General features: G+C 55.3%; 12 protein-coding genes. 11 read left to right on the plus strand and 1 reads right to left on the minus strand.

Features of this window, described 5'->3' with window-relative positions; genetic code table 11:
* The first annotated feature begins 108 nt into the window (after positions 1–108).
* The 4 genes from ACOOFE_RS05440 (at position 109) to ACOOFE_RS05455 (ending at position 4,129) form a co-directional block, all read left to right on the plus strand.
* The gene (locus ACOOFE_RS05440) at positions 109–960 is read left to right on the plus strand and encodes a PhnD/SsuA/transferrin family substrate-binding protein (RefSeq protein WP_420414019.1); all 852 of its coding nucleotides are present in this window, start codon (positions 109–111) and stop codon (positions 958–960) included.
* Positions 961–1,063: 103 nt separating this feature from the next.
* A complete protein-coding gene (locus ACOOFE_RS05445; protein WP_420414020.1) occupies positions 1,064–1,840 on the plus strand; it encodes a phosphonate ABC transporter ATP-binding protein in 777 nt (258 codons plus the stop codon).
* Complete coding sequence (phnE, locus tag ACOOFE_RS05450; protein ID WP_420414021.1) at positions 1,837–2,637, plus strand: phosphonate ABC transporter, permease protein PhnE; 801 nt, start codon at positions 1,837–1,839, stop codon at positions 2,635–2,637. Before ACOOFE_RS05445 ends, phnE begins: the two co-directional genes overlap by 4 nt.
* A gap of 505 nt (positions 2,638–3,142) precedes the next feature.
* Positions 3,143–4,129 carry a UDP-glucuronic acid decarboxylase family protein gene (locus ACOOFE_RS05455; RefSeq protein WP_420414022.1) on the plus strand — a complete coding sequence of 329 codons (987 nt, stop codon included), beginning with the start codon at positions 3,143–3,145 and terminating at the stop codon, positions 4,127–4,129.
* Between the two features lie 29 nt (positions 4,130–4,158).
* On the opposite strand, the gene ACOOFE_RS05460 is transcribed toward ACOOFE_RS05455, so the two are convergent.
* Positions 4,159–5,424, minus strand: coding sequence for a lipopolysaccharide biosynthesis protein (locus ACOOFE_RS05460; RefSeq protein WP_420414023.1), 1,266 nt, complete (start codon positions 5,422–5,424; stop codon positions 4,159–4,161).
* A gap of 332 nt (positions 5,425–5,756) precedes the next feature.
* Here ACOOFE_RS05460 and ACOOFE_RS05465 point away from each other — a divergent pair, with 332 nt between their 5' ends.
* The 7 genes from ACOOFE_RS05465 to ACOOFE_RS05495 all read left to right on the plus strand — a co-directional run bounded on the left by ACOOFE_RS05465 (position 5,757) and on the right by ACOOFE_RS05495 (position 13,389).
* Entirely contained in the window at positions 5,757–6,836 is a 1,080-nt protein-coding gene (locus ACOOFE_RS05465) for an NAD-dependent epimerase/dehydratase family protein (protein WP_420414024.1), read from the plus strand.
* Entirely contained in the window at positions 6,833–7,639 is an 807-nt protein-coding gene (locus tag ACOOFE_RS05470) for a WecB/TagA/CpsF family glycosyltransferase (protein ID WP_420414025.1), read from the plus strand. The genes ACOOFE_RS05465 and ACOOFE_RS05470 overlap by 4 nt, the downstream gene beginning before the upstream one ends.
* Before the next feature lie 11 nt (positions 7,640–7,650).
* A complete protein-coding gene (locus tag ACOOFE_RS05475; RefSeq protein WP_420414026.1) occupies positions 7,651–9,183 on the plus strand; it encodes a GumC family protein in 1,533 nt (510 codons plus the stop codon).
* A 67-nt stretch (positions 9,184–9,250) separates the two neighbouring features.
* The gene (locus ACOOFE_RS05480; RefSeq protein ID WP_420414027.1) at positions 9,251–10,582 is read left to right on the plus strand and encodes an O-antigen ligase family protein; all 1,332 of its coding nucleotides are present in this window, start codon (positions 9,251–9,253) and stop codon (positions 10,580–10,582) included.
* On the plus strand, positions 10,579–11,811 hold the full coding sequence (locus ACOOFE_RS05485; RefSeq protein ID WP_420414028.1) for a glycosyltransferase family 4 protein: 1,233 nt from the start codon (positions 10,579–10,581) through the stop codon (positions 11,809–11,811). The genes ACOOFE_RS05480 and ACOOFE_RS05485 overlap by 4 nt, the downstream gene beginning before the upstream one ends.
* Entirely contained in the window at positions 11,790–12,713 is a 924-nt protein-coding gene (locus tag ACOOFE_RS05490) for an ATP-grasp fold amidoligase family protein (RefSeq protein ID WP_420414029.1), read from the plus strand. Before ACOOFE_RS05485 ends, ACOOFE_RS05490 begins: the two co-directional genes overlap by 22 nt.
* On the plus strand, positions 12,703–13,389 hold the full coding sequence (locus ACOOFE_RS05495; RefSeq protein ID WP_420414030.1) for a sugar transferase: 687 nt from the start codon (positions 12,703–12,705) through the stop codon (positions 13,387–13,389). Before ACOOFE_RS05490 ends, ACOOFE_RS05495 begins: the two co-directional genes overlap by 11 nt.
* The last annotated feature ends 60 nt before the right edge of the window (positions 13,390–13,449 follow it).

The following is a 13,449-nucleotide window of genomic DNA, read 5'->3' on the forward strand; positions in this document are numbered from 1 at the left end:
TATTTTAAGAATGGTGCGGCTGCGTCATGAAACCGTTATCGACGGAGATCTATAGGGAGGCTGTATGACACTCCTGTGTACACAGGAATAGCCATTGGAGAATTCAACATGCTTCGTTCTGCCATTGCTGCAGCTGCAATGATTTTCGCGCTCCCTGTTGCCGCTGAACCTGTTCGGTTTGCGGTCACCGACATCGAAGGCCTGGAAGCCCTGCAGCAGGAATTTTCTGCCTTTGAAAAGGCTCTGGAAGACACAACAGGTTTGGACATCGAACTGTTTCCGGTCAGCTCCCGGACGTCTGCCGTTGAGTCCATAAACCAGAAAAAGGTCGATCTGGTTCTGACCGGTCCGGCAGAATATGTCGTAATGAAGGAACTGACCAACGCAGAAATCGTTGTCGCTTGGCAGCGCCCGAACTACTTCGCCCAGATCGTGGTGATGGCAGAAGGTGAGATTGACGGGCCGCAGGACCTCAAAGGCAAGACCGTGACCTTCGGCAGCGTCGGGTCGACCTCCCAGCATCTTGGCCCAGCGCAGGTTCTGGCAGATTTCGGTCTTGCCTACGGCACTGACTACACACCGCAGATCATTTCCCGAAACGTGGCCATCGAAGCCTTGATCCGCGGCGATGTGCAGGCCGTTGGCATGAATGACAGCCACCTGCGCCGCATTCGCGATGCGTTTCCTGGCGAAGCCTTCAAGGTCATTGCCCGGGGCCGTGATCTTCCGAACGACATCCTGGTCGCTCGCCCAGACATGGATCGGGATGCACTTGAAAAAATCAAGGCGGCATTTCTGGAAAACAGCGGAGCTCTCATGGCTGCTGTTCTGAAGGGCGAAGACAACCAAAAATACGGTGGTGGCTTCTTCCTGACCGGCGTGAACGATGAGAACTACAACTACGTTCGCGACATGTATCAGACCATTGGTGTCGACACCTCTTCAGTCGTTGGTGACTAACCACGTCTGGAAACACCGGGAGCGCGGGTGATCGCGCTCCTTTCCGGGGCTGTCGCTGTGTCTTGCCCCGGAAACTGACACCAAAAATCCTGAGGACAGCGCGGTGCTTCACACGCCTCTCGCCGATACCAAAGATGTTGCAATTGCAACGTCGGCACTTAAGAAACAGTACAAGAATGGCCACGCTCCGGTCTTGAAGGGCGTCAACTTGACCATTCGCCACGGCGAGCGGGTCGCGTTGATTGGCTCAAACGGCAGCGGCAAATCAACTTTGTTAAAGTGCCTTATCGGGCTGCATGCTGTGAATGAGGGATCGGTCCAAACATTGGGTGAAACCTTTGGCTCCATGCCGACCGCTGAGCAGCGCTCGCAATTGCGCAAGCAGACCGGTTTTGTGTTCCAAAAACACTGTCTGGTGAAACGGCACTCGGTTCTGAGCAACGTTGTCCACGGCATGCTGGGTTTGCCCGGCAGTTGGCGTGCGTTCACTCAGGCAACGGCCCCCACGAGTTGGCGCGCGAAGGCCATGTCTGCCCTTGAAGATGTAAATCTGGTCGACAGGGCGCGAAGCCGGGCTGATGCGTTGTCTGGTGGGCAGCAGCAGCGCGTTGCAATTGCACGCGCCATCGTGCGTGGGCCGCGGCTAATCATTGCCGATGAACCGGCGGCAAGCCTAGATCCGGTGTCTGGTACAGAGGTCATGCGTCTGTTTTCTGAACTTGCCCAGGCGCATGGGATTACTTTGCTCTTCACCAGCCATGACATGGAACACGCTGCTGCTTATTCCGATCGGATCGTGGCTCTGAAGAATGGGCAGATCCTGTTTGACAAGGTCTCGCGCGAGGTTTCTGACCAAGACTTTCGGGACACATTCCAATGAGTGGCGTGCCCCAGGACCCCCGGTCCCGTTTTTCGGGAATGTCATCGATCAATTTCGTGCTGGTCCTTGTTGTTGCCGCGATTGTTCTAAGTTCCATCAACTCTGTTGCGCCATCCGTTGGCCAATTGGCGGATGGGTTGCCGAGTATGGTCAATCTGCTTGACCGCATGTGGCCGCCCAACACGGAAGCCAGTTTCCTGACGCGGGTGGGAATGCGCCTCGTCGAGACATTTCAAATAGCCTTGGCGGGTGCCGCGATCGGGATCGCTCTCAGTCTTCCGATTGGGTGGCTGGCTGCGAAAAAAGTGTCTCCCATCGGTCCGGCATCCTGGCTGGTAAAAGCTATTATCTCTCTTCTTCGGACCATCCCGGATCTGGTTTGGGCGCTTCTGTTTGTGGTGACAGTCGGGCTTGGCGCCGTTGCCGGCACCATGACGATCGTTGTCGACACAATTGGGTTTTGCGGGCGTTTTTTTGCGGAAGCCATGGAAGACGCCGACAAGGAACCGCAGGAAGCGCTCGCAGCGATCGGTGCCAACAAGGTGTCTATCCTCATGGGTGGAATATTGCCGGATGCCGCACCATCAATGATCAACACAGCCCTGTTTGCGTTGGAAAAAGCTGTCCGGTCGTCCGTTGTTCTCGGTCTAGTTGGTGCTGGCGGGATCGGTCAGGAATTGAAGGCGGCCTTCGATCTCTTCCAGTACAAAAATGCGTCCGCGATTATCCTGGTGATCTTTGTCATCGTGCTTGTGATGGAGTTCATCACCGACTGGCTACGAAGTAAATTGCAGTAGAGGTGCTATGGCACAGGCTGTGCCTTGACCCCACAAATGTCCAAAATCGAGTTAAGCCGCGGGCAGCCAGTGCTAGCTTAAACTCTTGGGGCAGTTCAGCATTTGTGTGTGTTACAACGATGCTAGTTCGAGGGCTCCCGATTCGAAATCACAGAAGATCATCACTGTCTCATCGAGGTAGCTTGGGTCTATGAGTGCGCTTTTAAAAAAGAGCGCCTATTCAGAATGAAGATTTACCGATTGCTTCATTTCAACCGTCGCAGAGAACGATGCGGCTCGAAATTCTGCAACACATGAGACAGCGATGGTCAACAGATTCAGTTTGAGGCTCCAACCGGTTTTTTTACCTGACAGTTTGATATTTGTGGGTTGGCGGACCTGCCCCTGATCGACTGTTTTTTGGAAAACTCAACAGCATTAACCATAGGAATTGAAACCGGTTTTCATGGGCGGACAATGCACCTAGTGTGCGGTTAACTAATTATTAATCATACACGTACGGCTGATGGCGCGACTTTACGAAAGCAGGAAAAGGATCCTGGTGACCGGCGGAGCTGGTTTTCTGGGGTCACACTTGATTGACCGTCTCATCGCTGAAGGGCATGAAGTCCTGTGCGTCGATAATCTGTTTACTGGAACCAAGCGCAACATCGATCATCTGCACCAGCATCCCAGGTTCGATTTCATGCGCCACGACATCTGCTTCCCGCTCTATGTCGAAGTCGACGAAATCTACAATCTGGCCTGCCCGGCATCGCCAATTCACTATCAGCACGACCCTGTTCAAACGACCAAAACCTCGGTACTCGGGGCGATCAACATGCTGGGTCTTGCAAAACGCTTGAAGGTCCCGGTTCTTCAGGCATCCACCAGTGAAGTCTACGGGGATCCTGCGGTCCATCCGCAAACGGAAGACTATTGGGGCAATGTTAATCCCATTGGTCCCCGCTCATGTTATGACGAAGGCAAACGGTGCGCCGAAACCCTGTTCTTTGATTACCACCGGGAACACGGCATTCAGATCAAGATTGCGCGGATCTTCAACACCTATGGCCCGCGGATGCATCCGAACGATGGCCGGGTCGTCACCAACTTTATTGGTCAGGCGCTTCGAAACGAACCGATCACTTTGTTTGGTGACGGCAACCAGACCCGGTCCTTCTGCTTCGTAGACGACCTTATTTCCGGCCTGATTGCGCTGATGAACTCGGACTACACGGTGAAGGGCCCGATCAATCTTGGCAATCCGGATGAGTTTACCATGCGCGAACTTGCCAGCCGGATTATCGAAATCTCGGGGTCTTGTTCCACGTTCACCAAACGGCCCTTGCCGATTGACGATCCGCGCCAGCGCCGTCCGGACATCATGGCAGCCGAACAGATGCTGGGCTGGGCACCGAAAATCCCGCTCAATGAAGGCTTGATCCCGACCATTTCTTACATGCGGGAAACACTGGGTGTCACAGCAGAACAGTTTCTCGCAGAAGCTTAATCGATAGTTTTGTTTTGCACGACTTCTGGTCAGAGTGACCGGGTGGTCCGGATGAAGAACCACAGCCGTGCACACGTCCCGGCTATCACACCGAAGAGCATGCTGTAGCCGCCGCCTAGAGCACCATGTTCCAACATCAGCGGATAAGCCGACGCCAAGGTCACAGCCAAGTTAAACAGGGTGGCCGCAAAATTCTTCCGGGGAACGCCAAGCGCCCTGAGGCCGAAGCTTTGCGCCAGTGTAAACCCGCGTAGTAGAACCACAAAGGCGAGCACGGCAAGCAGATGCCCCTGCCCGAAGAGCTGGGGTTTGTTAAAGAGCCAGGCGAGCGCCGTATCTCCAGCTAAAAAGACGACGAGCCAGTAGAGTGCGAGAGTACCGGTCACCGCAAGGGTTGTGCGATGAACAATCCCAAGCAGTTCAGACAAGTGCCCATCTGCCCAGGCTTTGGCGGTTCGTGGTTCAAGAATATTGCTCAAACCTAAGAGCAGGGGATTGGCGGCGGTAACAACTATCGAACAAGCGGCAAACAGACCTGCAGCCGCCACGCCTGAGAGAGCTGTGAGGATCCACAAGATCAGTGAGCCACTGAGTACTGCGATTTGCTGGGTGCCGAGTATCCATTTGCCAAAGCTCCAATTCTTGGCAAGTTGTGGAGACACATCGCGCCAATCGATTGAAAAGAAGCGCCATTTTGCGACAAGCCAAACCATGCCGGGCACGGCACTTGCCAAGCCCATGATCGCAAGTGCCTTTGTTGCGGTCAGGGAAGCGGTGACGGCAAGCACCGTCAGACCTGCGATCTGCAGCACTGTGACGCCCGCGTCGAGCAGGAAGGCCGTACCGAGCTGAAAATGTGCAAAACACATTTTGCGGGCAAAGTTTTGCAACAGCACAAATCCGACGACCAGAGCCAATGTGGAAAGAAATCCGGATTGACCGGCATAACCGATGGCTGGAGCCACAAAAGCAGCTGCCACCAGTATGCCTGCGGAAATCGCACTTAGTACAAAGGACAGCGCAAGGATGCTGCCTGCAAACCGCCGTTGGTCAGCAGCGCTCTCTCGGCGGCCAAGCACGGCATAGGGCGACATCAGTAGCGATTCCTGCACCGTCACCATCAGGATAACGATTGAGAAACCGATCGCATAAAGACCAAGTTCTTCCAGACCGGCAATCCGGCCAATGAGGATAGTCACCGCAAAACGGGTTCCACTGACCACGGCCTGATCGGCCAGTGCGGCAAAGGACTGAAAAACGTGAGCACCGGATAACCCGTTTAATGCTGTCCGCATGTGTTCGCCGCCGTTCTTGAACCGGAAATGATGACCGCTGCATAGCTTGAATAACCGCCGCATGTCGATGCATTGCGCAGTAATAGCAGGTTATTCAGACACCGATTTGCGCTTTTGGGCAGTTTTCTGAAGGCAAACGCCAACGATGATTCCAGACATCTAGGAAAGCGGAGCAGTAAACCTAGACCTAAACTGAACCGGTTTGCCGTCCGAGTTAACCTTAATAATGAATTTAAGGTCTGATCATCGGCGTTAACCAAGATCCAAAGGTAAAAAAATCGTAAATTGAGCAGTGTTGACGATGCCCGATATTAACTCTGCCGATGGATCTGATGAAACCTGACATTGTTCTCATAACTGGTTCTGCTGGCTTGATCGGCTCTGAAACGGCGCGGTTTTTCGGCGAGCGGGGCTATTCGATCGTTGGAATCGACAATGATTTCCGCGCCCGCTTTTTCGGCGAGGACGCGTCTACGGCCTGGAACCGGCAACAGCTTCAGGCACAGCTAACCGACTACCGGCATTGTGACATTGACATCCGGCAAACGGATGCGATTGAAGCGCTCTTCGCCGAACTGAGCGGCAGAATTGCGCTGGTGGTGCACACCGCCGCCCAGCCGTCCCATGACTGGGCCGCGAAAGATCCGCAAACTGATTTCACGGTCAATGCCAACGGGACGCTGAACCTTCTGGAGGCGTGCCGCAAACACTGCCCGGAAGCGCCGTTCATTTTCACCTCGACGAACAAGGTCTATGGCGATCGGCCCAATCAGTTACCGCTGATCGAACAGTCCAAGCGCTGGGAGCTCGATCCAAACCATGCCTATGCGGCTCTCGGCATTGATGAAACAATGTCGATCGACAGCTGCCTGCACAGCTTGTTCGGCGCCTCAAAGGTCGCAGCTGACGTGCTGGTCCAGGAGTATGGCCGCTACTTCGGCATGAAGACCGCGTGTTTCCGTGGCGGCTGCCTGACCGGCCCAGCGCACAGCGGGACCGCGCTGCACGGGTTTCTTGCCTATCTGATCAAGTGCTGCGCGACCGGCCGCCCCTACACCGTCCTTGGCTATGAGGGCAAACAGGTCCGAGACAACATTCACAGCGCTGATCTGGTTTCGGCCTTCTGGCATTTCTTTCAAGATCCCAAGTCCGCCGCGGTTTACAACATCGGCGGTGGACGGGACTGCAATTGCTCGATGCTGGAGGCCATCGAGCTGTGCGAGCAGATCACCGGCGTCAAACTCGACTGGAGTTACGATCCGCAAAACCGGACCGGCGATCACATCTGGTGGATTTCCGACACCAGCCGTTTCCGCAAGGACTTTCCTGGATGGTCAGCGGAACGGTCGATCGCCGATATTCTTGAAGAAATCTATGCTGCCAACCGGCTGAAATGGCGGGATGCTGGATGATGTTGCACAAGGGCAAATTCAACGTTCTTGGCGTCTCGGTCGATGCGCTTGACTATGCCTATGCGGTAGATTCCGTTCTGGCCGCGGCAAAGGAAAGCCGCCCATTCAAGGTAACTGCGCTTGCGGTCCACGGCGTCATGACCGGCGTTATGGATCCAGTGCACAGATGGCGTCTCAACGGTTTTGATCTGGTGACCCCTGATGGCCAACCCGTCCGCTGGGCGCTCAATCTTCTTCACCGAACCAAATTGGCAAAACGGGTCTATGGACCAGACCTCACGCTGCATGTGTGTGAAGCCGCCGCGAAAGATGGCATACCGGTCTATTTTTACGGCAGCCGGTCTGAAGTGCTGGAAGCGCTGACCTCAAGACTGCAGGCCAAGTTTCCCGAACTCAAAATCGCTGGCAGCGCACCGTCGCAATTCCGCCAGGTTTCATCTGATGAAAAGGAGCAAATCGCTCAGAAAATCCGCGAGAGCGGTGCCGGGATCGTCTTTGTCGGTCTTGGCTGCCCGCGCCAGGAAGTATTTGTCCATGAGTTTGCCGAGGCCATTGGCAAACCCCTGCTCGCCGTCGGGGCCGCCTTTGATTTTCACGCGGGTCTGAAACAGCAGGCGCCGCGCTGGATGCAGGACCGTGGCCTGGAGTGGTTCTTCCGGCTGATGCAAGAGCCGGGGCGTTTGTGGCGGCGGTATCTCGGGCTGAATTCCTATTTTCTGATCCTGCTCTTCCTGCAGACGATTGGATTGCGACGGTTCTCCGATGGTGGCTCGAAGCCGGTGGCGCAGGTTGGCTATGCCTGAAAGGTGCGCAGATGACAGCTAATCCGCATCGTGGGCCTGAAAGCAGAGCCAGGGCGATCCCGCTGGAACCCTCTTTGGCGCACACCGGTTTCGGATTGCGCGAATTGTTTCGTGTCTTTTGGAAAGGCACGCCGCTCATCCTTTTGTGTGCCGGTTTGGCTGTTGTGCTGGCCATCCTCTATGTCTGGATCACCCCGCCGCTCTACAGTGCAACAGCGGAGCTGCTGATCGACCCAAGGCAGAAAGGCACATTTGAAAACGAAGTGTCCCCGACCGGACTGGGCCGGTCAGCCGCAGGTGCAGATACACTGCTTCTCGACAGCCAAATCGCGGTCATGGAATCCCAAGCGGTGATCGGCCGGTTGATCCGGGAGGAAAACCTTACCGAAGATCCGGAATTCGTCAGCTCGGACCGGGCATCGATTGCTGGCGTGATCAAGACGGCACTGAAAGGTGCCATCTATGGCCCGAGACTGCAGCATTGGAACTCAATCAGTGGCTTTGATCGCGCCAATACCACACTCCGCAAGCAACTGCGCATTGAGCGGGAGCGCAACACATATGTGATTGCCATCACGATGCTTTCGGAAAGTTCGGAAAAAGCTGCGCTGCTCGCCAATAAGATTGCGGATATCTATATCGAGGAATCCAATAGCGCAGCTGCCGATACCACACTGGAAGCGGCCCAAAGTTTGCGATCCCGCCTGGATGAGCTCTCGCGCAATGCCCGTGTAGCAGCCCGTCAGGTGGAAGATTACCGCCGCGCCAACGACCTGATTGGCACTCAAAACGTCCTAGTCGTCGAACAGCAGCTGCGGGATCTCAACGAGCAGCTCACTCAGTCTCAGGGACGGGAAAAAGAAGCGCTTGCGACCCTCAATCAGGTCAAGGCGGCCGGTGCTTTGGGCGTTGCGGAACTTGGTCCCATTGCTGGCGTGCCGCAATCGCAGGTCTTGAGTCAATTGCAAACCAACTATGCAAATGTTGAGTCGACGGCTGCAGCGTTGTCGGTGTCCTTGATGGCGAACCACCCGCGCCTGATTGAACTCAGCGAGCGCAAAAAGGCCCTTCAAGGGTCTATCTCAGCTGAATATCAACGGATTGTCGCTCGACTCCAGGTTGAATACGAGGCGGCTCTAGAAAACACGCAGGCCTTGACGGCTGAAGTCGGCCGGCTACAGGCCCAGATGGCACTCTCCAACGAGAACTCGGTCGAACTGCAGGAATTGCAGCGCGAGGCAGATGCCAGCCAGGCGGTTTATCAGTCCTTCCTGACGCGCTCCAAGGAAGCGAGCGAGCAGATCGGCATTCCCAACAGCACCGCGCGAAAAATCTCGGAAGCCTATCCGGCCACACGGCCCAGCTTTCCAGCTGTCAAACTATTGCTGCCGGCCGCCGCTGTTCTTGGCCTCTTAATCGGTGTGATCATCGTATGGGTGCGATATCTCCTGAAATCCGGAGAACCTCCACGCGCGCCTCTGCCCCGCCAGCCCATTCCCGACACGCACATACCAGTACGAACCTACAGGAGGCGCCAGCAATGAGCTGGTGTCTTGCTGTTTCTCCGGTAACCCGCTGCATTTGCGATCCGGCAGGTCCGAAAGGACTGACATGACGGCGCTTTTGAGCCATAAAGCCGGTCTGAGCCCTGCCTTTGAGCGGTTTGTTTGCGCCTTTGCCGCTATTATTCCGGCGGTCGTGATCGCTTATTCGCTGATTGTTGACCCGCTGATCAACCTTCAGCCCGTCGCAGAAGCAGGGTCTGGCGGAGCGCTTGATAGTGAGGAGAAATCGACACTCCTGGCTCAATTGCTGATCCCGCTTTTATTTGTTGCAATGGCATTTTTGGCCACCCTTCATCCCCCGCGTCGCTGGCAAAGCGTTCTGCCGGTGCTCGCCCCACTAATGGCGTTTCTGGGATTTGCGATCATCTCGTCTGCCTGGTCAGCGATGCCTATGCGGTCGTTGATGCTGGCAATCTACCAAAGCCTGCTCTGCGCGCTTTTGTTCTTTTCGGTTTGCATGTCAGACAATCCCAAACGGATCTTCCGCAATATCTTCTGGGTTTTTGCCGTGGCGATGGCCGTCAATTTGTTATTTGTCATTCTGCGTCCAGCAGGGGCTATCGGGCATCAGGGCATTTACCCATATAAAAATTCGCTCGGTGCTGCGGCCGGCTGTGCATTGATCCTTGCGCTCGCACATATCCCCGGACAGCGCATGTTTCTGCGGTTCTGTGCATTCATTACGCTGGTCGTTGCGGTTGTTGTTCTTGTTGCCAGTGAATCCAAAACGTCGATCGCACTCGCCTTGGCTGCTCCGGCCGCAGCAATGCTGGTTCTGGTCTTGTCCCGAAGGCTTCACGCCGGGGCCATGACGGTGTTGGCCGGCGGACTGATAGCATTCCTTTCATCAGCTGTCATTGCCGCGCAAATCTGGCCATTCCGGCCGGATGACATCCTGGTTTGGGCCTTCGGCGATCCGACCTTTACCGGGCGCACGCACATTTGGTCATTTATCGCGAGCCATATCTCCGAAGCGCCACTGACCGGTCACGGCTACAGGGGGTTCTGGGGCGTCGGCGAGCTTTCGCCGAAGCTGCATTCGGAAATCGAGTTCATCCGCGAAACCGGCAGCAGTCACAATGGCTTTTTCGACGTTACGCTGGATACCGGCGTAATCGGCCTTGCCCTGTTGGCCGTGTTTGTTCTCTCAACACTTAAGGCTAGCGCTCGTGCTGCAGACGAAAGTGGAACAGCCTTTCTGTTCCTCTCAATCGCGTTTTTTGTGATCGGCCGGAACATGATGGAATCGGTCATCCTGTGGTCGAGCTTCTTCGACAACCTTCTGTTTGTCCTGTCCGGTCTGTCTGCGGCCTATCTCGGTGCGGAATTGCGGGCGGCGCGCCGAAGCGGCGTTGCGCAATACATGGGAGCGCGATGACGATGTTCCGCGTCCTGATGATCCATAACCGTTACAAGACGCCCGGCGGCGAAGACATCTCCACCCGCGCCGAAGTCGAACTGATGCGCGCCCACGGCCACGACGTCGATCTTTGGGAAACCAGCAACGAGCAGATCTCCGGAACAGGAAATGCGGCTCTTGCCCTCAACGCGATTTGGTCGAAATCGGCAACCAGAGAGTTACGCCGCCGGTTGGCTGCAAAGACATACGACTTGGTGCACGTCCAGAATTCCTTTCCGTTGCTGTCGCCTGCAATCCTTGTTGAAGCTGCGAAACAGGGGTTGGCAACCGTGCAGCATTTGCGGAATTATCGGCACCTTTGCGCCAACGCGAGCCTTTTCAGAGAAGGCCGGATTTGCCATGACTGTGCGCAAGCCAATTGGCCCTGGCGTGGCATTTTGCACAAGTGCTACCGGGACAGCCGGGCGGCGAGTGCTGTTCCTGCCGTTTCGGTGGCGGTTCACAGGCTGATTGGCACCTATGCAAAATACGTAGACGCCTACATTGCGAATTCCGATTACGTAAGGTCAGTTCATATCGCCGGCGGATTTCCTGCAGACCGGATCCGCCGCCGGTATTCGGCCTTTACTCCGGGTCGGCAGGTGCCATTCGGCGAAAGGCGGCGCGAAATCCTGTGTGCTTCCCGCTTGTCAGAGGAAAAAGGGATCGACCACCTGATTAGGACTTGGCAGCTTCAACCACGCAATGGAAAGCTTGCCATTGCCGGTTCAGGGCCTATGGAAGCTGATCTGCGCCATCTCGCCGAAAAAGATCCGAGCATTGTCTTTCTCGGACAACTGAGCACTGAGGATTTGATCGACCGGATTGCGCACAGCCGGGCTGTCATCAATTGCTGTTTGTGGGAAGAGCCGTTCGGAAACACCCCTGTGGAAGGGTTCGCCTGTGGTGTTCCGGCCATCGTTTCAAACGGCGGTGGATTGGCAGAAAGCGTTACCCATGAGGAGAACGGCCTGATTGTCGCGCCTGGAAACATAAACCAACTCGACCTCGCAATAGCCCGACTTCTAGATGATGATAGCTTGGCTGCCGATCTCGGAAACAGAGCGTTGATTACGCACCGGGAACAGTTTCACCCGAACATCATCGCTGCGCAGACCGAACAGATCTACGATCAGGCCTTGCGCCATCGGCAAGACAAACCGTTGCGACAAGGGGGACAGCACAAATGTCAAGACACCACCTTGTGAAGTCTCATCCAATGCTGGGGTATTTCTTCCGGCCATGGATTATTTCCAATCTTTATGAAGGCCTGTGTTTCCTGCTAAAGCATCGCAGGTGGCCGAATTTCAAAAAGACCGGCTACATTAATGACCTGGTGTTCCGCATCCGGGCAATGGAGTCCGATTACGTGTTCCGTTCGTTCACCTCGGACAAGGAATTCTCCAAGATTTTCATTCGCGGTGTCACCGGCGAAGATGTGTGTGTTCCGACGCTGGCTGTGCTTCATACGGCCGAGGATGTTGACCAATTTGCTTTTCCGGACAACTGCGTGATCAAGCCGACGCATATGTCGAACGAGTTTGTGTTCCACACATCCGGACCTGTGCCAGATGAAGCGCGGGAGCGGATGCGGCGGTGGTTCAAAATGAACTTTGCCGACATGACCGGGGAAAATAATTATAAGCGTCTGCAGCCCAAAATCATCGTGGAGCCGTGGCTAGAGCTCAACGGCCAATTTGCCCATGATTTCCGGTTTCACATGTACAACGGAAACGTTGCTTGGATCGGACTTCGCGTGCGGGTCTCGACAGACAAAGAGATCAGCTATCAATTAACGCCGGACTGGCACTTGAAGGACGGCCCGGGCATTGAGACGGAGGCTGCTTCTATCGATATCGCTGCACTTCGTCCCAAGCAGATCGCCCGGATGATCGACATTGCTGAGCAGATCGCACGTTTCGCCGATTATGTCCGTGTCGATTTTTTCACGGATGGCGAGGATCAGCTCTTCGTCGGTGAAATTAGTCATATTTATGCTGGTGCCCGCAAAGTCTTTAAACACGTGGCGTCAGAACAGATTGAGAGCAGACCGGTCCGTCCAGGTGAGCACGACACCCAATCCACAACGGTGACGCCCAATGAGTGTTGATCAGGAGACCGAACCGGATTTCTCCGTCGTTACGGGGTGGGAAGATTATCCCGGATTTTCCGAACGAGCAGCGCGCTGCGTGGCGTCACCCTTCAAGAGGCTTATTGACATTATCGGCAGCGCGGCTGGGCTGATTACCCTAGTGCCGGGCTTGATCCTGATTGGACTTGCGATCCGTTTTCAGGACGGCGGACCGATCTTCTTCCGGCAGGAACGTACTGGGCTACATGGGAAATCATTCCGGATCTGGAAATTCAGAACGATGCAGCACCAGACGGCACAGCAGCCCTTTGAACAGACAAAAGGCAATTATGATCCGCGTGTGACATCGCTCGGCCGGTGGCTGCGGGCCTGGAGCCTGGATGAATTGCCTCAGCTGATCAATGTCTTGACCGGTGACATGTCGCTGGTGGGGCCTCGGCCACATCCGGTGGAGTTGGATGCTGTTCTCGCACCTCGGTTTTCGTCCTTTGCACTGCGCTACACAGTCCGGCCCGGAATAACCGGAATTGCGCAGATAAAAGGCGCCCGCGGTCCTATAACGGATTTGTCCGATATGCAGCGGCGGTTGGATTTCGATCTGCGTTATATCCGCAACTGGTCGGTCGGTGGCGATGTTTTGATCGCGCTGGCAACGCTCCGTTCTCTCCGGTCAGACAGAAGCATTTCAAATTAAGTGGTCGATGCTTCAAATGAATATCGAAGAGTGAAGAATAATGGTGGGAGTGTGGCTCGC

It is taken from the genome of Roseibium sp., from assembly GCF_965216085.1.
Lineage (GTDB): Bacteria > Pseudomonadota > Alphaproteobacteria > Rhizobiales > Stappiaceae > Roseibium.

Coding starts and splice junctions, on each gene's coding strand:
- ACOOFE_RS05480 (WP_420414027.1), top strand. CDS start 9,251: ATGACGGCGCTTTTGAGCCATAAAGCCGGTCTGAGCCCTGCCTTTGAG.
- ACOOFE_RS05495 (WP_420414030.1), top strand. CDS start 12,703: ATGAGTGTTGATCAGGAGACCGAACCGGATTTCTCCGTCGTTACGGGG.
- ACOOFE_RS05460 (WP_420414023.1), bottom strand. CDS start 5,424: ATGCGGACAGCATTAAACGGGTTATCCGGTGCTCACGTTTTTCAGTCC.
- ACOOFE_RS05465 (WP_420414024.1), top strand. CDS start 5,757: ATGAAACCTGACATTGTTCTCATAACTGGTTCTGCTGGCTTGATCGGC.
- ACOOFE_RS05485 (WP_420414028.1), top strand. CDS start 10,579: ATGACGATGTTCCGCGTCCTGATGATCCATAACCGTTACAAGACGCCC.
- ACOOFE_RS05490 (WP_420414029.1), top strand. CDS start 11,790: ATGTCAAGACACCACCTTGTGAAGTCTCATCCAATGCTGGGGTATTTC.
- ACOOFE_RS05475 (WP_420414026.1), top strand. CDS start 7,651: ATGACAGCTAATCCGCATCGTGGGCCTGAAAGCAGAGCCAGGGCGATC.
- ACOOFE_RS05455 (WP_420414022.1), top strand. CDS start 3,143: ATGGCGCGACTTTACGAAAGCAGGAAAAGGATCCTGGTGACCGGCGGA.
- ACOOFE_RS05470 (WP_420414025.1), top strand. CDS start 6,833: ATGATGTTGCACAAGGGCAAATTCAACGTTCTTGGCGTCTCGGTCGAT.
- phnE (WP_420414021.1), top strand. CDS start 1,837: ATGAGTGGCGTGCCCCAGGACCCCCGGTCCCGTTTTTCGGGAATGTCA.
- ACOOFE_RS05440 (WP_420414019.1), top strand. CDS start 109: ATGCTTCGTTCTGCCATTGCTGCAGCTGCAATGATTTTCGCGCTCCCT.